Here is a 19,715-nt window from a genome sequence, read left to right as displayed (position 1 = left end):
CACCGCTTGACGACGAAGCCACCCAGGCCAACCGTGGGTCTGGGGGCACAGCCCCCGGTAGCCTCCCAGCCCGATCAGCCCCACCCAGCCCGTCCACCGCTTGACGACGAAGCCACCCAGGCCAACCGTGGGTCTGGGGGCACAGCCCCCGGTAGCCTCCCAGCCCGATCAGCCCCACCCAGCCCGTCCGGCGTTTGAGGACGAGGCCGTTCAGGCCGATCGGGGGGCTGGGGGCGGAGCCCCCAGGGGACGGTGCGCCCACCGAACCCGCGCGTTTTCCGGCTCAACCCCCGGAGGAAAAAGCAAGCGCTTAGAAAAGTGCGGCCCTAGTCACACCCCAACGCCCGTGACCTCCACCGTACGTACGGGTAACTTCCCCCACAGCCCTGCCCATCCTCGTGCAATGGAGCCGTGATGCCCGAAGCCGTCATCGTCTCGACCGCCCGCTCCCCCATCGGCCGCGCCTTCAAAGGCTCCCTGAAGGACCTCCGCCCGGACGACCTCACCGCCACGATCATCCAGACGGCCCTGGCCAAGATCCCCGAGCTGGACCCGCGGGACATCGACGACCTGATGCTCGGCTGCGGCCTCCCGGGCGGTGAGCAGGGCAACAACCTCGGCCGCATCGTCGCCGTACAGATGGGCATGGACCACCTCCCCGGCTGCACCATCACCCGCTACTGCTCCTCGTCGCTCCAGACGAGCCGAATGGCCCTGCACGCCATCAAGGCCGGCGAAGGCGACGTCTTCATCTCGGCAGGCGTCGAGATGGTCTCCCGCTTCACCAAGGGCAACTCCGACAGCCTGCCCGACACGCACAACCCCTTCTTCGCGGAGGCCGAGGCCCGCACCGCGGCCGTCGCGGAGCAGGAGGGCACGACCTGGCACGACCCGCGCGAGGACGGCCTGGTCCCCGACGCCTACATCGCGATGGGCCAGACCGCCGAGAACCTCGCCCGGTGGAAGGGCATCACGCGCCAGGACATGGACGAGTTCGGCGTCCGCTCGCAGAACCTCGCCGAGGAGGCCATCAAGAACGGCTTCTGGGAGCGCGAGATCACCCCGGTGACCCTCCCCGACGGCACCGTCGTCAGCAAGGACGACGGCCCCCGCGCGGGCGTCACCATGGAGGGCGTCGCCGGCCTCAAGCCGGTCTTCCGCCCCGACGGCCTGGTCACCGCCGGCAACTGCTGCCCGCTCAACGACGGCGCCGCAGCCGTCGTCATCATGAGCGACACGAAGGCCCGCGAGCTCGGCCTCACCCCGCTCGCCCGCATCGTCTCGACCGGCGTCTCCGGCCTCTCCCCCGAGATCATGGGCCTCGGCCCGGTCGAGGCCAGCCGGCAGGCCCTCAGTCGGGCCGGCCTGACGATCGACGACATCGACCTGGTCGAGATCAACGAGGCGTTCGCCGCCCAGGTGATCCCGTCCTACCGCGACCTCGGCATCGACATCGACAAGCTGAACGTCAACGGCGGCGCCATCGCCGTCGGCCACCCCTTCGGCATGACCGGCGCCCGCATCACCGGCACGCTCATCAACTCCCTCCAGTTCCACGACAAGCAGTTCGGCCTGGAGACGATGTGCGTCGGCGGAGGCCAGGGCATGGCGATGGTCATCGAGCGCCTCAGCTGACCGCCGCCCCGTACGCCACCGGCCCCGCGCATTCCGCGCGGGGCCGTCGGACCGGCCCGGAGCCCCGCACCCCTGGGCTTCGGGCCGATTTGTGATCCAATCTCCCCCAGGATGTGACCTATCTCCCTCTCGATGGGATTTACGCAGGTCACAAGCGATTCACGGATAAACTTCAGGGGAGGGTTCCTGTCCGTTTCGTGACGTTACGCACTGACAGCTGGTTAGTCCACCCTTCAAGCTGATGTAGGAAGTCGGGGGTCGACTTTGGAACCGGGAGTACGTCAGTGAGCGCCATGCCGATTGCTCTGCTGCTCACCACGGCCGCCACCGCGGGCGTGGGCGTCGCCGTCCTGTGCAGCGTGCGGGCGCTGCGCCGGCAGGTGGCGGCGCTGCACACCGAACTCGCCAAGAGCCGCGCCGCGCAGGTACGCGGGCTGGTGCCCGCCGCTCGCCCCTCCGCCGACGCGGAGGAGATACGCGCCGCCGTGGCCGACGCGCTCGCCGAGGAGCGGGAGCGCGAACTGGCCGAGGCGCGCGCCTTCTGGGCCGCCCAGGAGGCCCGTGACATCGCCGACGCCCCCTCCCTGCTCGGCCTGCCCGACAGCGACCTGTTCCTGCCCCGCCAGTCGGACTTCGCGGGCCTGGAGCACGACAGCCTGGAACCGGTCTCCGAGCCCACCGTCGACGACAACGAGTTCGCCGGGGAATCACCCGAACTGGCCGCCGCCCGCCGCCGCCACCCCTCGCACCCCGACTTCGTACCGCACCCGTCACCCGTCGTGAACGACGACGAGCGCACGGTCGCCTGCCTCGAGGAACTGGCCTCCGCCCGCACCGAGCTCGCCGATGTCCGCCCGGGCCCGCTGGGCACCCTCGACGTCTACGTCTTCGCGGACGGTACGACGCTGTGCATGACCCCGGGTCACCGTGAGACGGCGGAGCGCCTGGCCGCGTCCCTCAGCGCCGGCCAGGCCCCGGTCCTGCTCGGCGGCTCGGGGGTCTCGGGCGCCTACGCCCTGACGTTCGAGTGCGGCGACGAGAACGTCTACATCCTTGCGGACCGCGTCATCGCGTCCCTGTAGCCCCGCGGGCGCCGCTGTGTCGTAGCCCTGCGCGGAGGGAACCCGTGCACGCCGAGGTGTCAGACCCCGGCGCGTTTCTGTGCCTCCTCCACGAGCGCCACGGCCTCCGCGAGTTGCGCCTCGTTTTTCAGGACGAGTGCAAGGTCGTGCCCGGCGACCGTGATCTGGTCGGCGGCCGCGAACATTCCCGCGTCCGGCATCTCGCGCGGCTCGGCCGAAGGGTCCTCAAGGAGCTGGGCACGGCGTGCCAACTCCCTGGCCAGACCGAGTGCCTCGGCCGCCGCGCACCGCTGGAGCCGACTCTGCGGAGCGGCCCGCAACCGGTCGGCGAAGTGATCCACGGCCCGGGTCAAAGGCGTCGTATCAAGCACGTCGCGAGAGTACGCGTCTCAGCAGGACTGTTGCCAACAGGCGAACGCTCAGGCACGGTGACCTGAAGGACCGGCTTCATCGAGTGCGTCCGGAGGCGCCGATGTCCCAAGTCTTCTCCCAGGAGACCCATCGCAATCTGCTTGCCCGCATCCCCCACTGCACCGGTCGTGAAGTGACCGACTGGTTGCGCACCGTCGACGAAGGCCCCGCCCTCTGCTTCGAGGAGAAGGTCAGCTGGCTGCGTCACGAGCACAATCTCGCGTACGGCCACGCCAAGGCGATCATTCATGAGTACGACCTGAGGAGGGCCGCGCGCAAACTGCTCTGAGCGCGCTTCACCGAACCCCGCTGACAATCTGGCATCAGCACGACGAAGGCCCGCGAACCCCGGTGAGGGTTCGCGGGCCTTCACGCCCGAGGCCGACGGTGGCCGTAACCGCCGACGTCAGTCGTTACTGCTGAAGATGGCGACCAGCCGCAGCATCTCGACGTAGATCCACACGAGGGTCATGGTCAGACCGAACGCGGCCAGCCAGGCCTCCTCGCGCGGCGCGCCGTACGCGATGCCGTCCTCGATCTGCTTGAAGTCGAGGGTCAGGAAGAACGCACCGAGCAGGATCGCGACGATGCCGACGAGCGCACCCAGCGGGCCCATGCTGCGCAGCCCGCCGTCGGGGGCGACCCCGAAGGCGACCAGCAGCAGGTTGACCGCCATGACCAGGACGAAGGCGATGGCAATGGCCATGCCGATCCGGGCGTACCGCGCGGTCACACGGATCCAGCCCGCCTTGTAGACGAGCAGGGTCGCGCCGGAGACGGCCATCGTGCCGAGCACCGCCTGGAAGGGCGCGCCGTGCCACTGCGCGTTGTACATCTCGCTGATGACACCGAGGAAGACGCCCTCGAAGGCGGCGTATCCGAGGATCAGCGCGGGCGAGGGGGTGCGCTTGAAGGACTGCACCATCGCCAGGACGAAGGCGACGAGCGCGGAGCCCACCGCAAGGCCGTAACTGGTGGACGAGACCGGCAGCAGCGCCCAGGCGAGGATCGCGCCGACGGCGACCGTGCCGAGCGTCATCGCCGAGCGCATGACGACGTCGTCCATCGTCATCCGGCCGGTGGTGGCCGGGGCCTGCGGCGGCGCGCCGTACTGCGTCTGCTGGGCGTAAGGGTTCTGCGCGTAGGGGTTACCGCCCGCGTACGGGTTCTGCGCGTACGGGTTGCCCTGCGTGCCGACGGCGGCTCCCCCGGCCTGCGGCGCGGTGTTGAAGCCCGCGTAGCCGTTGTCGCGGCTGAACCCCCGTCGCGAGAAGACCGGGTTGCTGCTCCTCATTTCACTCCTCCATGGCCACCCTGCGTGGCCTTGGCTCAAGAGTAATAGGTGGGCAAAGGATCGACCCTAATGCTTGGGGAGGATCTTTCCCTCATCCTTGCGCGCAACACGCTACGCGTGAGCGTCATTCCCTGCGCGGAACCGCCTCATCCATGACCAACCTGGGACAGAGTCGAGACCGGCCACTGATCAACGGGTGACCGGTCGCCGGTCAACCGGGTGATGACCCGTGACCGTTCGGGTGATGACCCGTGACCGTTCGGGTGATCGACCCGTGACCGACCGGGGGGCCGGGCGGGGGACCGGGCGGTCACCGACCGAGTGACCGAGCCGTGAGGGACCGCGTGTCCCCCTTCACCCGGACGGCTCACTCCAGCGGGAAGCCCGTGTAGCCGTCGGCGAGGTCGGCCTCGGCGGCGCGCGAGACGGTGAGCCGTTCCAGCCGGGCCAGCTGGATACGGTCGTCGAACGGCGTGGCGTCCGGGGCGCGATGCAACAGCGTCGTCATCTCGTACGAGAACCTCTCGGCCTGCCAGACCCGGCGCAGACAGGTCTCGGAGTAGGCGTCGAGCCGCTCGCTCGACCCCGTCTCCTTCTCGTACGCCAGCGCCCGCGCGAAGGTGACGACGTCTCCGACGGCGAGGTTGAGCCCCTTGGCTCCGGTGGGCGGAACGATGTGGGCTGCGTCCCCGGCGAGGTAGAGCCGGCCGTGCCGCATGGGCTCATGGACGTAACTGCGCATCGGGGTCACGGACTTGGAGGTGATGGGTCCGCGGGCGAGGGTCCAGCCGTCGGCGGTCTCGAAGCGCCGCTCCAGTTCGTCCCAGATCTCCTCGTCGGCCCACTCCTCGGCGTCCGTGCCCTCCGGCACCTGGAGGTAGAGGCGGGAGACGGACGGGGAGCGCATGCTCAGCAGGGCGAAGCCGCGCTCGTGGCGGGCGTAGACGAGTTCGTCGTGCGAAGGTGCGACGTCGGCGAGGATGCCCAGCCAGCCGAATGGATACGCGCGTTCGAAGACCTGGGACAGTTCGGCCGGGACCGCCTTGCGGGACACGCCCCAGAAGCCGTCGCATCCGACCACGTAGTCGCACTCCAGGACGTCCTCACGCCCCTCGTGCCGGAAGCGGACCCTCGGCCGGTCCGTGAGCACGTCCTCGACGGCCAGCGCCTCGGCCTCGAAGAGCAGGGGGCCGCCGTCCTTCAACTGGAGCGCGATGAGGTCCTTGCAGACCTCGGTCTGGGCGTACACCATCACGGAGCTGCCACCGGTGAGGGCGGGGAAGTCGACGCGGTGGCGACGGCGCGCGAAGCGCAGCTCGATCCCGTCGTGCCGCAGCCCCTCACGGTCCATGCGCTCGCCCGCCCCGGCGGCCCGCAGCACGTCGACGGTCCCCTGCTCCAGGATCCCGGCCCGCTGCCGGTGCTCGACATAGGCCCGGTCGCGGCTCTCCAGCACGACCGCGTCGATGCCCGCGTTGTGCAGCAGCCGCGCCAGCAGGAGCCCGGCGGGTCCCGCTCCGATGATGCCGACGGTGGTACGCATCCCGACGCCCCTTTGCGATGTGCGGTCTCTTCTTGTTCGTCCAGTGAAATTAACTTCACCATCTCTGCTGGTGAGTGTCCGGCTGCAGAGGCCCCCTGTCAACGGACGTTCCACCTCGCCACCCCAGGAGCCCACCCCAACGGGTGACGCGCCCGTCTTTCGGCCTCGAAGCCCGCCATCGAGGGCTATCAAGATTCCGCATGTCCCGTCCTCCAGCGCACGGCTCGTCCACGCGACAGCACCGACGAGGGGTGCATTGCGTCGAACGCGATCCGCCTCACCGAGGCATGAGAGGAGCCCGAAGGTGTCCGAGGACCTGACTGCGGTGGCGCGCTTCCTGTTCGAGGCGGGGACGCTGAAGAGCTCCGCACGCACCGGGTGGTGGATGGCCGGCGTACGCAACGCCGAGACGGTCGCCGAGCACTCCTGGCGCACCGCGCTCATCGCGACGATCGTCGCGAAGCTGGAGGGCGCGGACCCGGCAAGGGCCGCCTTCCTCGCCGTCTGGCACGACTCGCAGGAGACCCGTACCGGGGACGTGAACCACCTCGGCAAGAAGTACGCGGGCACGGTCGACCCGCGTGACGTCACAGCCGACCAGGTCGCGGGCATGCCCGAGGCTCTGGCCGAGGCCGTGAAGGACCTCATCGCCGAGTACGAGGCGAAGGAGAGCCCGGAAGCGGTCTGCGCCCGCGACGCGGACAAGCTCGAATGCCTCATCCAGGGAATCGAGTACAGGGCCCAGGGATACGAGAACGCCCAGCGGTGGATCGACAACAGCCGCGGCCGTCTCACGACGAGAACAGCCAACACGCTGGCGGACACCGTGCTCGAGACCGGCTCGCTGGACTGGCTGAGGGCGGCGTTCGGGGAGAAGCAGCCCTAGGTGTTGCAGCCGAGCCGCTTATCCCCACTTGGGATGAAGCGCTTGCCCTTCACCCTGCCGAGGGAATACTGCTGTTGCGCCTCACCGACGGCCTCGCGGAAGACGAGAGCGCTTGCCCCGTCCTGAAGCCGCTCGGTCCGCCACTCGCCGTCACGGGTGCCGCCGAGCCGCCATTTCAGCTGGCAGCAGGGACCTCTCCCGCACGGTTTTTCCGGGTTGCACCGATGCCAAGAGGGCAAACCAGAGCGCGGTGTTCCCGCGGTGTTCCCGAGCCTCGAAAGAGGGACGGCGTCCTCCTGCCACTTCTGCAGGTCGGACGCCGTACGCTCGAGGTGCCCGGAGCCGGACTCGAACCGGCACGCCCGCGAGGGGCAGCGAGGTTTAAGCTCGCCGTGTCTGCATTCCACCATCCGGGCAGGCCGTGGGCTCCGTATCGAGCGTTCCGAGCCTATCGGGACGCATCCCCCGAACAGCGGGCAGGCGATGCGATGTTGTCTGATTTTATTGATGTCTGAGGGTGCATCAGCACCCGGTACGGGCCATCCGCACTTGCCAATAGCCTTTCGGGCAACCACGGCCCGTGTATGCGGAATGACGGAATTTCACCGCCCTGAACGAGGGCACCGGGAGTGGCTCCGTATGAGGTGAGCAACCGCTTTCCAGTCAGGGGTGGCCTCAGGGGTGCGCGTCATCCCCAGGTATGACACGAGCGGGCGTGGTCCGACCCGAGACTGTCCCGTGAACGGGAACAGCGGCTGACTACACGGCGCCTATGGGCCGAGAGGATGGACATGTCCTCTTGACCGTCGTCGTCCCGACAGGAGCGCCCTCCCGTGACCAGCACCCCCCTCGCCGACCGGACCACCGCGGTGGCCGCCCGTGCCGTGGATCTGTCGAAGGTCTACGGGCAGGGCGAAACCCAGGTGGTGGCCCTGGACCGGGTCACCGTCGACTTCCAGCAGGCCCAGTTCACGGCCATCATGGGGCCCTCGGGCTCCGGCAAGTCGACACTGATGCACTGCGTCGCCGGGCTCGACTCCTTCTCGTCCGGTTCCGTCCGCATCGGCGACGTCGAACTGGGCTCGCTGAAGGACAAACAGCTCACCAAGCTGCGCCGGGACAAGATCGGCTTCATCTTCCAGGCGTTCAACCTGCTGCCGACGCTGACCGCGTTGGAGAACATCACGCTGCCGATGGACATCGCGGGCCGCAAACCGGACAAGGTGTGGCTGGACACCGTGATCCAGATGGTCGGCCTGGCAGGGCGGTTGACGCACCGGCCCTCGCAGCTGTCCGGCGGCCAGCAGCAACGCGTCGCGGTGGCACGGGCGCTGGCCTCCAAGCCCGACATCATCTTCGGCGACGAGCCCACCGGAAACCTGGACTCGCGGTCGGGCGCGGAGGTGCTGGGCTTTCTGCGCAACTCCGTACGGGAGTTGGGGCAGACGGTGGTGATGGTCACTCACGACCCGGTGGCGGCGGCGTACGCGGACCGGGTGATCTTCCTGGCGGACGGGCGGATCGTGGACGAACTGTACGACCCGAGTGCGGATGCGGTGCTGGACCGGATGAAGCGGTTCGACGCGAAGGGCCGCACGAGCTGACGCTCCCGCGCCCCGTCCCCCGGGAACTCCGCCCCCGGCCCCCCGCCCGGGACTCCGTCCCCCGCACCCCAAACCGGGGCCTCGCCCCCAACCGGACCGGAACGGCCCGACTCCCTTCGCCCGACGGGGACTTCGTCCCCCGCGCCCCAACCCCGGGCTTCCGCCCCGACCCGTCAGGGAGCTTCTCCTCCTGGGCTGCTGCTCCGGGGGCTCCGCCCCCGGACCCCCGTATCGGCCTGAACGGCCTTGTCCTCAAGCGCCGGACGGGCTGGTTGGGCCGGGATTCAGCCCCTCCGGCGTCTGAGGAGCGGGGGTCCAGGGGGCGGCGCCCCCTGGCGGGGCCGAAGGGGCGGAGCCCCTGGGGTCGGGACGGGAAGGGGCGGCGGGGGCGAGGAAACCCCCCGCCCGCACCCGCACCCCCTACCACCGACCGCACAACCCAGCCCTGGACAGAGGAAAATGTTCCGTACCGCCCTGCGCAACGTGCTCGCGCACAAGGCCAGGCTGCTCATGACCGTGCTCGCCGTGATGCTCGGCGTGGCGTTCGTGTCGGGCACCCTGGTCTTCACCAACACCCTCTCGGACGCCTACCAGAAGAGCTCCGCCAAGGGCTTCGACCAGGTCGACGTGGCCATCCAGCCGGAGAACGCACAGGACAGCGGCGACAAGGTCGCCAAGGAGCCCAAGCTGACGCAGGCCCTCCTCGACAGGGCCGCCAAGGCGCCCGGCGCCGAGACGGCCATCGGTGTCGTCGGCGGATTCACCGCCATCGCCGGCAAGGACGGCAAGCTCATCGGCAGCGGCTTCCAGTCCCAGGGCGGGAACTACTGGGGCACCAAGGACCCCCGTTACCCGATCGTCAGCGGGCAGGCCCCGAAGAGCGAGAACGAGGTCCTCGTCGACTCCGAGACCGCCCGGCGCGCCGGCTACAAGGTCGGCGACACCGTGCGGCTCTCCATCGACGGGCCGGTCCTCACCCCCAAGATCGCCGGCATCTTCAGCACCGACGACGGCAACGTCGCCGCCGGCGGCAGCCTCACCCTCTTCGACACGGCCACCGCCCAGCGGCTGTTCCACAAGACCGGCTCGTACGACGAGATCGATGTCAAGGCGGCCTCCGGCACCAGCCAGACCGCTCTGCAGGACGCGATCGACAAGATCGTGCCGAAGGACATCGGCTCCACCACCACCGGCAAACAGCTCGCCGACGACCAGGCCCAGCAGATCTCCGAGGCAACGAGCAGCCTGCGCACCACCCTGCTGGTCTTCGCGGGCATCGCGCTGTTCGTCGGCACGTTCATCATCGCCAACACCTTCACCATGCTGGTCGCCCAGCGCACCAAGGAGCTGGCGCTGCTGCGTGCGGTGGGCGCGTCCCGCAGGCAGGTCACCCGGTCCGTGCTCATCGAGGCGTTCGTGGTCGGTGCGGTCGCCGCCGTCACCGGTCTGGTGGCCGGTATCGGCATCGGCGCCGGGCTGCGGTCGCTGGTCGGCCGGCTCGGCGGTACCGTTCCGGACGGGCCGCTCGTCATCTCCCCGGGCACGGTCGTCGCCGCCCTCGCCGTCGGCATCCTGATCACCGTGCTGGCCGCCTGGCTGCCGGGCCGCCGCGCCGCGAAGATCCCCCCGGTCGCCGCGATGAGCAGCGTCCACGCGAAGGCGACCACCAAGTCCCTCGTCGTACGGAACACGATCGGCACCCTGTTCGCCTCGGCCGGCGTCACCGCCGTCCTGTACGCCACCACGATGAACGACGTCTCGGACGCCCAGGCCCCGATGGGCTTCGGCGCGGCGCTTCTCGTCATCGGCGTCTTCGTCCTCACGCCTTTGCTGTCCCGCCCGCTGATCGCGGCCGCCGCGCCCGTCCTGCGCGTCTTCGGGGTCTCCGGGAAGCTGGCCCGTCAGAACTCCGTGCGCAACCCGCGCCGTACCGCCGCCACGGCCTCGGCCCTGATGATCGGACTGACCCTGATCACCGGTCTGACGGTGATGGCAGGCAGTCTGCAGACTGCGATCGACAAGATGGCGTCCTCCTCGATCAGGGCGGACTACGTGGTGTCCATGGCGAACCGCAACGAGCTCTCGCCCGACGTCGAGAAGACGCTGAAGTCGACCGCCGGAGTCACCGCGACCAGCCCGATGCGCAACGCGCCCTCCCGTGTCGAGGGCCAGACCGAGTTCCTCACCGGGGTCGACGGCGCCACGATCGGCGAGCTGACGAACCTGAAGGTGGACGACGGCGCCTTCAAGGTCGGCGGCACCCAGGTCGTCGTCGACGGCGAAACCGCCAAGTCCCACCACTGGACGGCGGGTTCGCGGTTCACCGTCTCGTACGAGGACGGGAAGAAGCAGCAGCTGACGGTCTCGGGTGTCTACCAGAGCACCGAGAGGATGCGCGGCATCTGGCTGGACATCGCGACGCTCTCCCCGCACCAGAGCGACCCGGCCGACATGCAGGTCATGGTCAAGACGTCCGGCGGTGCCACCGCCTCGGCCAAGGACAGGCTGGAGAAGGCGCTCGGCGACAACCCGGCCATCCAGGTCCAGGACAAGAAGGACATCTCCAACAGCATCGGGCAGGTGTTCACGCTGATGCTGAACATGCTCTACGGCCTGCTGGCCATGGCGGTGATCGTCGCCGTCCTCGGTGTCATCAACACCCTGGCGATGTCGGTCTTCGAGCGCTCGCAGGAGATCGGCATGCTCCGCGCGATCGGCCTGGACCGCAAGGGCATCAAGCGGATGGTCCGTCTTGAGTCGCTGGTCATCTCGCTCTTCGGCGGTGTGCTGGGCATCGGCCTGGGTGTGTTCTTCGGCTGGGCGGCCGGCGAACTGCTCGGCACGAAGATGGCCACTTACGAACTGGTCCTGCCCTGGGGCCGGATGGCCCTCTTCCTCCTCCTCGCGGCGGCGGTCGGCGTTCTGGCCGCCCTGTGGCCGGCCCGGCGCGCGGCCCGCCTGAACATGCTGACGGCGATCAAGTCGGAGTAGCAGCGGTCGCGCGGGGGCCCCGTCCGGGCAACGTCCGGGCGGGGCCCCCGCGCGTCGTAGGGGAGTCGGTACTGGAGTCAGTACATGAGTCAGTTCCAGGTGCGGGAACGCAGTGGCATCCCGGACGCGCCGTCCTGCGGTGTCCGCACCGCAAGGACCTGGTTGACACCGATGCGGTTGCGTTCGAAGGCGAGGGCGGAGGCTGCCATGTACAGGCGCCAGACGCGGGCGCGCCCGAAGCTGGTGAGGCGCCGCGCCCGCGCCCACTCGGCCTCCAGGTTCGCGACCCAGCGGCGCAGGGTGAGGGCGTAGTGCTCGCGGATGGACTCGACGTCGCGGACCTCGAACCCGGCGCGTTCCAGCTGGGTCACCGTGCTGCCGATGGGGGCGAGTTCGCCGTCCGGGAAGACGTAGGCGTCGATGAACGGGTCGACGGAGTACGTGGACTCGTCCCGCTGGGGCCGGCGCGCGATCTGGTGGTTGAGCAGCCGTCCGCCGGGTTTCAGCAGGGTGTGCAGAACGCGCGCGTACTCCAGGTACTGCTCGGCGCCGACGTGTTCGGCCATTCCGATGGAGGAGATGGCGTCGTACGGGCCGTCGGCGACGTCGCGGTAGTCCTGCACCCTGATCTCCACGCGATCGGCGAGGCCCTCGTCGGCGACCCGTTTGCGGGCGTACGCGGCCTGCTCCTGGGAGAGGGTGATGCCGACGACGCTCACACCGTGCTCCCGGGCGGCGTGCACGGCCATGGAGCCCCAGCCACAGCCCACGTCCAGGAGCCGCTGCCCCGGCGTCAGACCGAGCTTGCGGCAGACCAGTTCCAGCTTCTCGCGCTGGGCGTCCTCGAGGGTGCCGTCCGGGGAGTCCCAGTAGGCGCACGAGTACACCATGGACGGGCCCAGGACGAGCTCGTAGAAGTCGTTGCCGACGTCGTAGTGGTGGCTGATGGCGCGTTTGTCGCTGTGCCGGGTGTGGAGATGCCGGGCGCGGACCTCCTCGCGGGGCGGCGCGGGCGGCGGGTAGGGGCCGGCCATCCTGACGAGCCCACGGACGGCGGCGCGGACCTCCGGGTCGCGGATCGCCTGGGCGAGGGTGCGGGCGTCGTCGCCGCGCTCCCAGATCAGACCGGCCATGAGGTCGAGAGCGGTGTACAGATCGCCGTCGATGTCCAGGTCCCCGGCGACCCAGGCGCGGGCGAGGCCCAACTCGCCCGGTTTCCACAGGAGGCGGCGCAGAGCGCGACGATTGTGTACGACGAGAGCGGGAGCCTCGGGCGGGCCGGCCTCGGAACCGTCCCAGGCGCGGATGCCCACCGGAAGCGGGACTCCCAACAACTGTTCGATGAGGCTCTTCAGCCGCAGCGCGGCGTCGGCCATGGCGCACACCTCCGTGACGGAGATCCCGAAATGTCCAACACCACGTAAACACCTGCGGGGCCGAGCCGCAGTCCCCCGTTGGCGTTACGGCTGAGCAAAATGCCCCGCACACACCACGAAGGCTCAGCTGGAACAAGCCCGTCCGGCGCGTGAGGACGAGGCCGTTCAGGCCGCTGGGGGGCTGGGGGCGGAGCCACCGGACACGCGCACAACGCCGAAGGGCCTCCCGCACCACGGATGGCGGGAGGCCCTTCGGTTGGATCAGCGACCGGAGGTCAGGAGGCCTTGGCCTTCTGCTCGGTCTTGCTCGCGGCAGCGACCGGCGCCGGCTTCGCGGCCTCGTAGAACTCCTCGCGCGGAGACTCGATCGCGCCGAGCGAGACGACCTCGCGCTTGAGGAACATACCGAGCGTCCAGTCCGCGAAGATCCGGATCTTCCGGTTCCAGGTCGGCATGGCCAGACCGTGGTAGCCACGGTGCATGTACCAGGCGAGACGGCCCTTGAGCTTGATCTTCATCTTGCCCATGACGATCATCGCGACGCCCTTGTGCAGGCCGAGGCCCGCGACGGCGCCCTTGTTCGCGTGGCTGTACTCCTTCTGCGGGAAGCCCCGCATCCCGGAGACCACGTTGTCGCCGAGCACCCTGGCCTGACGCAGCGCGTGCTGTGCGTTCGGCGGGCACCAGGCGTTCTCGTTGCCCGCCTTGCGGCCGACGACGTCCGGAACCTGGGCGTTGTCGCCCGCGGCCCAGATGTAGTCGGTGCCCTGGACCTGGAGGGTGGCGGCGGTGTCCACGTGGCCACGCGGACCGAGCGGCAACCCGAAGCGGGCGAGCGCCGGGTTCGGCTTGACGCCGGCCGTCCACACGATCGTGTTGGAGTCGACCTCGAGGCCGTTCTTCAGCACCACGTGACCGTCGACGCAGGACTCCATGGAGGTGGACAGGTAGACCTCGACCCCGCGGCCCTCGAGGTGCTCCTTGCCGTACTGGCCGAGCTTCGGACCCACCTCGGGCAGGATCTTGTCGGCGGCGTCGACGAGGATGAAGCGCATGTCCTCACGGGACACGTTCTTGTAGTACTTGGCCGCGTCCCGGGCCATGTCCTCGACCTCACCGATGGTCTCCGCACCGGCGAAGCCACCGCCGATGAAGACGAAGGTGAGCGCCTTGCGGCGGATCTCCTCGTCGGTCGTGGAGTCGGCCTTGTCGAGCTGCTCGAGGACGTGGTTGCGCAGGCCGATGGACTCCTCGATGCCCTTCATGCCGATGCCCTGCTCGGCGAGGCCGGGGATCGGGAAGGTGCGGGAGACCGCGCCGAGCGCGATCACGAGGTAGTCGAAAGGCAGCTCGTACGCCTCGCCGACCAGAGGGGCGATCGTGGCGACCTTGCGGTCCTGATCGATGGTGGTGACCCGGCCGGTGAGGACCTCCGCCTTCGGCAGCACGCGTCGCAGCGGGACGACGACGTGCCGGGGGGAGATGCTGCCGGCGGCGGCTTCGGGGAGGAAGGGCTGGTAGGTCATGTACGAGCGCGGGTCGACGACCGTGACGGTCGCCTCGCCGTAGCGCATCTTCTTGAGAATGCGGCGAGCTGCGTACAGGCCTACGTACCCACCGCCTACTACGAGGATCCTGGGACGCTCCGTGGTGCTCATGGCATCGAGTATCCACCCGCCCCCAGGGGGTCGCTCGTGCGCCCCTTCACAAGCTCGGGTGAGGTGTCTGCTACACTCCGCCGCCCACGTGACGGAGGTCATGGCGCCGCGGCGGAACCACCGTGTAGGGCCGACCGTTGTCAATGCCGTGTGAGCTGCCCCTCCGGGTGTCCGGGAGATCCCCAGGGGGCTCCGGCTCCACCCCGTACGGCGTCACGAGAACGCTCGCGTGAGCGCCGCCGAAGACCCCATGAGCCCCCCGGACGGCCTCAGGGGGCCAAAACGGCGCCCAGCAGGGGCGATTTCCTTGTGAAGAACTTCACGAACTTTTTCGGCGGCCTCTTGCCGAGGGGTTTCCGAGGACCCCTCGAGCGCGCTCATACGTTATCGAACCTGCTCAGGAGAGGCTACCGGCGAGTAGTAAAATCTCGGCCGCTCCCCCTGGCGCGAGGGAGCGGCGGCCACTACGCGACGGACCAGGCGATGCCGTCGAGGATGTCGTGCTCGCTGACCACGACCTCGGAAGCCCCGATCCGCTCCATGATCGCGAGCAGTACGAGGGCGCCCGCGCCGATGACGTCCACGCGCCCCGGGTGCATGGAGGGGATCGCCGCGCGTTCGTCGTGCGTGGACCTCAGGAGCCACTCGGTGATCTCCCGTACGCGGTCGTAGGAGATCCGGGAGTGGTGGATCCTCGCGGAGTCGTACTCCGGCAGATCCTGGGCGATCGCGGAGATCGTGGTGACCGAGCCCGCGAGGCCCACCAGCGTGTGCGCCTCGCGCAGCGGGACCGTCTGCTCCGCCAGGTCGAGCGCGGCCTCGATGTCGGACCGTATGGCCGCGATCTGCTCCTCGGTGGGCGGGTCGGTGACGACCCCCTCGTGCACGAGATGGCGCTCGGTCATGCGGACGCAGCCGATGTCCACGGACCGCGCACCGCGCACATGGTCGTCGCCGACGACGAACTCCGTGGACCCGCCCCCGATGTCCACGACCAGGAACGGCTTGGCGAGGTCCTCGCGTCCCGTCAGCTCCCTGGTCGCACCCGTGAAGGAGAACTCCGCCTCCTGGTCGCCGGAGATGACCTCGGGCTCGACCCCGAGGATGTCCAGCACCCCGCGGACGAACTCGTCCCGGTTCTCGGCGTCCCGGGAGGCGGACGTGGCGACGAACCGGAGCCGCTCAGCGCCGTGTTCCTTGATGATCTCGGCGTACTCCCGGCAGGCGGCGAACGTCCGCTCGAGAGCCTCCGGCGCCAGACGCCCGGTCCGGTCCACTCCCTGCCCGAGGCGGACGATGGTCATCCGCCGGTCCAGGTCGACGAGTTCACCCGTGATCCCCGCGCCGGAGGCGCTGTCGGACACAGTGGCGTCGGCGACCAGGAGGCGGATGGAGTTCGTACCGCAGTCGATGGCGGCAACCCGGGTCACTTCTCGTCCTCCCCGTCCGTGTCCTGGCTCGGCCCCACGCAGGGCCCCTTGCGCCACCACTCCGGCAGCATGGCGATCGCCTCGTCCCCCAGGGGGTTCACCCCCGGGCCCGCCGCCAGCGAGTGCGCCACCAGCACATGCAGGCACTTCACGCGGTCCGGCATGCCACCCGCGCTCGGGAAGCCCTTCAGCTCCTCGATCTCGTCCCGCCGCCGGATGTAGTCCTCGTGCGCGGCCCGGTACGCGGCTGCCAGCTCCGGGTCCGTCGCCAGCCGCTCCGTCATCTCCTTCATCACGCCGTTGGCCTCGAGCGTGCCGATCGCGGAGGAGGCCCTGGGGCAGGTCAGGTAGTACAGCGTCGGGAAGGGCGTGCCGTCGGGCAGCCGCGGGGCGGTCTCGACGACATCCGGCTGCCCGCACGGGCAGCGGTGCGCGATGGCCCGCAGTCCGCGCGGCGGACGCCCGAGCTGCTCCTTGAAGGCCTCGACGTCCGCATCGGTGGGTTCGGTGCGCGGGGTGGGCGGCGGGGGTGTCTGCATGCTGTACGAGTGTCTCTCTGATGTCTTGAGTCGCTTCACTGGTCGGAGGCGTCGGCCTTGTCGACGCCGTCCCACACATTGGCGTACCAGGGACGCGCAGCCGCCTTCCGGTCCGTGCGCGACTGCTTGACCGCGTCCGGGTCGACCACGATGTAACCGGTCTCCCCTGGCATCACATAGTGCAGCCGCTTACGGATCTGCTGCTCGGCGTACGCGTCGTCCTGCCAGCGCGCCTTGAGGTCACGCAGCTGTTCGACCCGCTCGCGGGCCTGCCTCTGCTGCCGCTCCATGTCGGCGATCTGGGCGCGCTGGGAGACGTACTGCCTTATCGGGTACGCGAGCGCCACGACCAGCGAGCACAGGACGAGCGCGAGCAGGGCCGCGCGGCCGGTGAGCCGGGAGCGACGCGCCTGCCGCCGGGTCTGGGAGCGGTAGACCCGGGCCGCCGTCTGCTCGCCGAGGAGCCTGAGCCTGGTCGCGGTGGAGAACCGGTCGCGGTCCTTCCCGGCCATGTCTCCTGCCTCCCCTCATACGCGCGTACGTCCCCGCACACGGTACGGGACCGAGTACGGGGACGTACGTACGACCGGCTAAGCCCTGCTCCGGGTTGTCAGGGCTGCCGGGGTTGTCAGCCCTTGAAGCGCGGGAAGGCCGAGCGTCCGGCGTAGACCGCCGCGTCGTCGAGGATCTCCTCGATACGCAGCAGCTGGTTGTACTTGGCGACGCGCTCGGAGCGGGCCGGGGCGCCCGTCTTGATCTGACCGCAGTTGGTGGCGACGGCCAGGTCGGCGATCGTGACGTCCTCGGTCTCGCCGGAGCGGTGGGACATCATGCACTTGAAGCCGTTGCGCTGGGCCAGCTCGACGGCGTCCAGGGTCTCGGTCAGCGAACCGATCTGGTTCACCTTCACGAGCAGGGCGTTGGCGGTGCCCTCCTCGATGCCACGGGCCAGGCGCTCCGGGTTGGTGACGAACAGGTCGTCGCCGACCAGCTGGACCTTGTCGCCGAGCCTGTCGGTGATGACCTTCCAGCCGGCCCAGTCGTCCTCGAACAGCGGGTCCTCGATGGAGACGAGCGGGTAGGCCGCCACGAGCTCCTCGTAGTACTCCGTCATCTCGGCGGCGGAGCGCTCCTTGCCCTCGAAGAGGTACTTGCCGTCCTTGTAGAACTCGGAGGCGGCGACGTCGAGGGCGAGGGCGATCTGCTCACCGGGGACGTACCCGGCCTGCTTGATGGCCTCGAGGATGAGGTCGAGGGCCTCGCGGTTGGAGCCGAGGTTCGGGGCGAAGCCGCCCTCGTCGCCGAGGCCGGTGGACAGGCCCTTGCCCTTCAGCACCTTCTTGAGGGTGTGGTAGACCTCGGTGCCCCAGCGCAGGGCCTCGGAGAAGGACTCCGCGCCGATCGGGGCGATCATGAACTCCTGGATGTCCACGTTGGAGTCGGCGTGCGAGCCGCCGTTCAGGATGTTCATCATCGGCACCGGCAGCAGGTGCGCGTTCGGGCCGCCAAGGTAGCGGAAGAGGGGAAGGTCGCTGGCCTCGGAGGCGGCGTGGGCGACGGCGAGGGAGACGCCGAGGATGGCGTTGGCGCCGAGGGAGCCCTTGTTGTCGGTGGCGTCCAGGTCGAACATCGCCTGGTCGATCAGGCGCTGCTCGGTGGCGTCGTAGCCGACCAGCTCCGGGCCGATCTGCTCGATCACGGCGAGGACGGCCTTCTCGACGCCCTTGCCCTGGTAGCGGTTGGGGTCACCGTCGCGGAGCTCGATGGCCTCGAAGGCGCCGGTGGAGGCGCCGGACGGAACGGCGGCACGACCCGTGCTGCCGTCGTCGAGGCCGACCTCGACCTCGACCGTGGGGTTGCCTCGGGAGTCCAGGATTTCCCGGGCTACGACGACGTCGATGGACGGCACGAGCATCTCCTTCGTGGAATGTGACGCTGAAAGTGCGGGGCTGGTGTGCCTTGCGACTAGAGCCTAACCGTCCCGGGGCTGTCGGCAGCCGACCGACCGTCCCGTGGACAGGACTGACGGTACCCATTGTTCCCGCCCGGAACAAAGGAAGTGGAAAATCGCGGGGCGAGGGTGGGGCCGACATGGAAAAACCCCGCCCCGGTGCGTACGGGGGAAAACGCACCGGGGCGGGGAGCCCGTGGGGACGGTGGTGGCTCTCACCGGGCCTCCACTATGGGGACCAGGGATATGAGAGCGCTGTGGTTCGACTACGAGCCGGGCGTCACTTCAAGTGCAGCTGCTGACCCGGGTAGATGAGGTCGGCGTCCTTGACGATGTCCTTGTTCAGCTCGAACAGCTTCTGCCAGCCGCCGGCGACGTGGTGCGCCGCGGCGATCCCGCTGAGGGTGTCACCCTTGACGACCTTGTACTCGCCGTCGCCCTTCTTGACGGTCGCGCCGGTCGGGGTGGTGACGGCCTTCGGGGTGGCTGCGGCCTTCGGGGCGGCCGGACGCTGGGCCGAACGGGAGGCCTTCTTCGGGGCGGTCGAGCGGGTGGTGGTCTTCGCGCTGCTCGAGGAGCTGCTGCCGCCGCCGTTGTACGGGGTGCTGGTCAGACCCTTGCCGCAGACCGGCCAGGCGCCCTTGCCCTGGCCCGCGAGGACCTTCTCGGCGATGGCTATCTGCTGCGCCTTGCCGGCAAGGTCGGCGCGCGGAGCGTAGGCGGTGCCGCCGTACGCGGCCCAGGTGGAGTTGGTGAACTGCAGACCGCCGTAGAAGCCGTTTCCGGTGTTGATCGACCAGTTGCCGCCGGACTCGCACTGGGCGACGGCGTCCCACTGGGCGGCGGTGGCGGCCGAGGCGTTGCCGGCCGCGAGCAGCGGGGCGGCGATGGCAGCGCCGGTGACGCCGGCGAGCGCGATGACGCGAGTGGTCTTGGACGGGCGGCGGTGCTTGCCGTTGCCGGAACACAGCATGGTTCGATCCCCTCACCGACGCCTGCGAGGTGAGCTGTCGGGTTCGAGCCGGTTGAGTTGCCCGGCCGCGCACCTCTCGATGCACGGCTTCACCCCAAGCCGCTCCCGGTCAGCCAACTCCCGGGCGCGGCGCCTACCTTGGGTCCCCCGCTCCTGCCTACGGCGCATGACGCGACGACTGTTCCCATACGGCCGCTGGCAGGATTCGGCGTTGCAACCGTTGGGGCCCGCTATGGCGAGCGGTCACGACCGTAAACAGTCGATCCACCGATTTTCAAAGACGATCAGGGCTATTGAGACCCATCTCTCACTTTCGCCAAACCGGACATTTGACGTGAAGCG

The 19,715-nt window shown here is 69.3% G+C and carries 16 protein-coding genes, 1 tRNA gene and 1 riboswitch; of the genes, 6 read left to right on the top strand and 11 right to left on the bottom strand.

All coding sequences use genetic code 11. From position 1 onward, the window contains the following. Window positions 1–414: 414 nt before the first annotated feature. Together ABT186_RS06155 and ABT186_RS06150 are read left to right on the top strand one after the other, a co-directional pair. Window positions 415–1,635, top strand: coding sequence for an acetyl-CoA C-acetyltransferase (locus ABT186_RS06155; RefSeq protein ID WP_351223445.1), 1,221 nt, complete (start codon window positions 415–417; stop codon window positions 1,633–1,635). Window positions 1,636–1,928: 293 nt separating this feature from the next. Next, complete coding sequence (locus ABT186_RS06150; RefSeq protein ID WP_351223504.1) at window positions 1,929–2,717, top strand: hypothetical protein; 789 nt, start codon at window positions 1,929–1,931, stop codon at window positions 2,715–2,717. A 59-nt stretch (window positions 2,718–2,776) separates the two neighbouring features. Here ABT186_RS06150 and ABT186_RS06145 read toward each other — a convergent pair whose 3' ends face one another. Continuing rightward, entirely contained in the window at window positions 2,777–3,088 is a 312-nt protein-coding gene (locus ABT186_RS06145; RefSeq protein WP_351223447.1) for a hypothetical protein, read from the bottom strand. A gap of 101 nt (window positions 3,089–3,189) precedes the next feature. Here ABT186_RS06145 and ABT186_RS06140 point away from each other — a divergent pair, with 101 nt between their 5' ends. Beyond that, window positions 3,190–3,417 carry a DUF4287 domain-containing protein gene (locus ABT186_RS06140; protein ID WP_351223449.1) on the top strand — a complete coding sequence of 76 codons (228 nt, stop codon included), beginning with the start codon at window positions 3,190–3,192 and terminating at the stop codon, window positions 3,415–3,417. A 117-nt stretch (window positions 3,418–3,534) separates the two neighbouring features. Here the strand turns inward: ABT186_RS06140 and ABT186_RS06135 are convergent, their stop codons facing one another. Together ABT186_RS06135 and ABT186_RS06130 are read right to left on the bottom strand one after the other, a co-directional pair. Next, the gene (locus tag ABT186_RS06135) at window positions 3,535–4,422 is read right to left on the bottom strand and encodes a Bax inhibitor-1/YccA family protein (RefSeq protein WP_351223451.1); all 888 of its coding nucleotides are present in this window, start codon (window positions 4,420–4,422) and stop codon (window positions 3,535–3,537) included. A gap of 367 nt (window positions 4,423–4,789) precedes the next feature. Beyond that, window positions 4,790–5,965: a 4-hydroxybenzoate 3-monooxygenase gene (locus ABT186_RS06130; protein WP_351923813.1), complete on the bottom strand. Its 1,176-nt coding sequence runs from the start codon at window positions 5,963–5,965 to the stop codon at window positions 4,790–4,792. Window positions 5,966–6,269: 304 nt separating this feature from the next. On the opposite strand from ABT186_RS06130, the gene ABT186_RS06125 reads away from it, so the two are divergent. Continuing rightward, window positions 6,270–6,851 (top strand): HD domain-containing protein, encoded by a 582-nt coding sequence (locus tag ABT186_RS06125; RefSeq protein ID WP_351923811.1) that lies wholly within the window; start codon window positions 6,270–6,272, stop codon window positions 6,849–6,851. A gap of 333 nt (window positions 6,852–7,184) precedes the next feature. Here ABT186_RS06125 and ABT186_RS06120 read toward each other — a convergent pair. Next, window positions 7,185–7,267, bottom strand: a tRNA-Leu gene (locus ABT186_RS06120). 417 nt (window positions 7,268–7,684) lie between these two features. On the opposite strand from ABT186_RS06120, the gene ABT186_RS06115 reads away from it, so the two are divergent. Together ABT186_RS06115 and ABT186_RS06110 are read left to right on the top strand one after the other, a co-directional pair. Then, window positions 7,685–8,455 carry an ABC transporter ATP-binding protein gene (locus tag ABT186_RS06115; protein ID WP_351223457.1) on the top strand — a complete coding sequence of 257 codons (771 nt, stop codon included), beginning with the start codon at window positions 7,685–7,687 and terminating at the stop codon, window positions 8,453–8,455. A 459-nt stretch (window positions 8,456–8,914) separates the two neighbouring features. Continuing rightward, the gene (locus tag ABT186_RS06110; protein ID WP_351923809.1) at window positions 8,915–11,446 is read left to right on the top strand and encodes an ABC transporter permease; all 2,532 of its coding nucleotides are present in this window, start codon (window positions 8,915–8,917) and stop codon (window positions 11,444–11,446) included. 89 nt (window positions 11,447–11,535) lie between these two features. Here the strand turns inward: ABT186_RS06110 and ABT186_RS06105 are convergent, their stop codons facing one another. The 7 genes from ABT186_RS06105 to ABT186_RS06075 form a co-directional block, all read right to left on the bottom strand. Further along, entirely contained in the window at window positions 11,536–12,822 is a 1,287-nt protein-coding gene (locus ABT186_RS06105) for a class I SAM-dependent methyltransferase (protein ID WP_351923808.1), read from the bottom strand. A 275-nt stretch (window positions 12,823–13,097) separates the two neighbouring features. Further along, window positions 13,098–14,480 (bottom strand): NAD(P)/FAD-dependent oxidoreductase, encoded by a 1,383-nt coding sequence (locus ABT186_RS06100; RefSeq protein ID WP_351223463.1) that lies wholly within the window; start codon window positions 14,478–14,480, stop codon window positions 13,098–13,100. 464 nt (window positions 14,481–14,944) lie between these two features. After that, the gene (locus tag ABT186_RS06095) at window positions 14,945–15,910 is read right to left on the bottom strand and encodes a Ppx/GppA phosphatase family protein (protein WP_351223465.1); all 966 of its coding nucleotides are present in this window, start codon (window positions 15,908–15,910) and stop codon (window positions 14,945–14,947) included. Beyond that, window positions 15,907–16,449 carry a DUF501 domain-containing protein gene (locus ABT186_RS06090; RefSeq protein WP_351223467.1) on the bottom strand — a complete coding sequence of 181 codons (543 nt, stop codon included), beginning with the start codon at window positions 16,447–16,449 and terminating at the stop codon, window positions 15,907–15,909. Before ABT186_RS06090 ends, ABT186_RS06095 begins: the two co-directional genes overlap by 4 nt. A 35-nt stretch (window positions 16,450–16,484) precedes the next feature. Then, entirely contained in the window at window positions 16,485–16,961 is a 477-nt protein-coding gene (locus ABT186_RS06085; RefSeq protein ID WP_351223469.1) for an FtsB family cell division protein, read from the bottom strand. 116 nt (window positions 16,962–17,077) lie between these two features. After that, window positions 17,078–18,364: a phosphopyruvate hydratase gene (eno, locus tag ABT186_RS06080; protein ID WP_351223471.1), complete on the bottom strand. Its 1,287-nt coding sequence runs from the start codon at window positions 18,362–18,364 to the stop codon at window positions 17,078–17,080. Between the two features lie 316 nt (window positions 18,365–18,680). Beyond that, complete coding sequence (locus ABT186_RS06075) at window positions 18,681–19,373, bottom strand: transglycosylase family protein (protein WP_351923806.1); 693 nt, start codon at window positions 19,371–19,373, stop codon at window positions 18,681–18,683. Window positions 19,374–19,377: 4 nt separating this feature from the next. Beyond that, window positions 19,378–19,548, bottom strand: a riboswitch (cyclic di-AMP (ydaO/yuaA leader). Window positions 19,549–19,715: the final 167 nt, after the last annotated feature.

Origin of the sequence: Streptomyces sp. NPDC001634 (assembly GCF_040298185.1) — a bacterium.
Lineage (GTDB): Bacteria > Actinomycetota > Actinomycetes > Streptomycetales > Streptomycetaceae > Streptomyces.
This window is presented reverse-complemented; position numbering and strand designations above follow the sequence as displayed.

Excerpts from the sequence above, each read along its gene's own strand:
- ABT186_RS06155 (WP_351223445.1), top strand. The coding sequence starts at position 415 with ATGCCCGAAGCCGTCATCGTCTCGACCGCCCGCTCCCCCATCGGCCGC.
- ABT186_RS06150 (WP_351223504.1), top strand. The coding sequence starts at position 1,929 with ATGCCGATTGCTCTGCTGCTCACCACGGCCGCCACCGCGGGCGTGGGC.
- ABT186_RS06140 (WP_351223449.1), top strand. The coding sequence starts at position 3,190 with ATGTCCCAAGTCTTCTCCCAGGAGACCCATCGCAATCTGCTTGCCCGC.
- ABT186_RS06135 (WP_351223451.1), bottom strand. The coding sequence starts at position 4,422 with ATGAGGAGCAGCAACCCGGTCTTCTCGCGACGGGGGTTCAGCCGCGAC.
- ABT186_RS06130 (WP_351923813.1), bottom strand. The coding sequence starts at position 5,965 with ATGCGTACCACCGTCGGCATCATCGGAGCGGGACCCGCCGGGCTCCTG.
- ABT186_RS06110 (WP_351923809.1), top strand. The coding sequence starts at position 8,915 with ATGTTCCGTACCGCCCTGCGCAACGTGCTCGCGCACAAGGCCAGGCTG.
- ABT186_RS06105 (WP_351923808.1), bottom strand. The coding sequence starts at position 12,822 with ATGGCCGACGCCGCGCTGCGGCTGAAGAGCCTCATCGAACAGTTGTTG.
- ABT186_RS06100 (WP_351223463.1), bottom strand. The coding sequence starts at position 14,480 with ATGAGCACCACGGAGCGTCCCAGGATCCTCGTAGTAGGCGGTGGGTAC.
- ABT186_RS06090 (WP_351223467.1), bottom strand. The coding sequence starts at position 16,449 with ATGCAGACACCCCCGCCGCCCACCCCGCGCACCGAACCCACCGATGCG.
- ABT186_RS06085 (WP_351223469.1), bottom strand. The coding sequence starts at position 16,961 with ATGGCCGGGAAGGACCGCGACCGGTTCTCCACCGCGACCAGGCTCAGG.
- eno (WP_351223471.1), bottom strand. The coding sequence starts at position 18,364 with ATGCTCGTGCCGTCCATCGACGTCGTCGTAGCCCGGGAAATCCTGGAC.
- ABT186_RS06075 (WP_351923806.1), bottom strand. The coding sequence starts at position 19,373 with ATGCTGTGTTCCGGCAACGGCAAGCACCGCCGCCCGTCCAAGACCACT.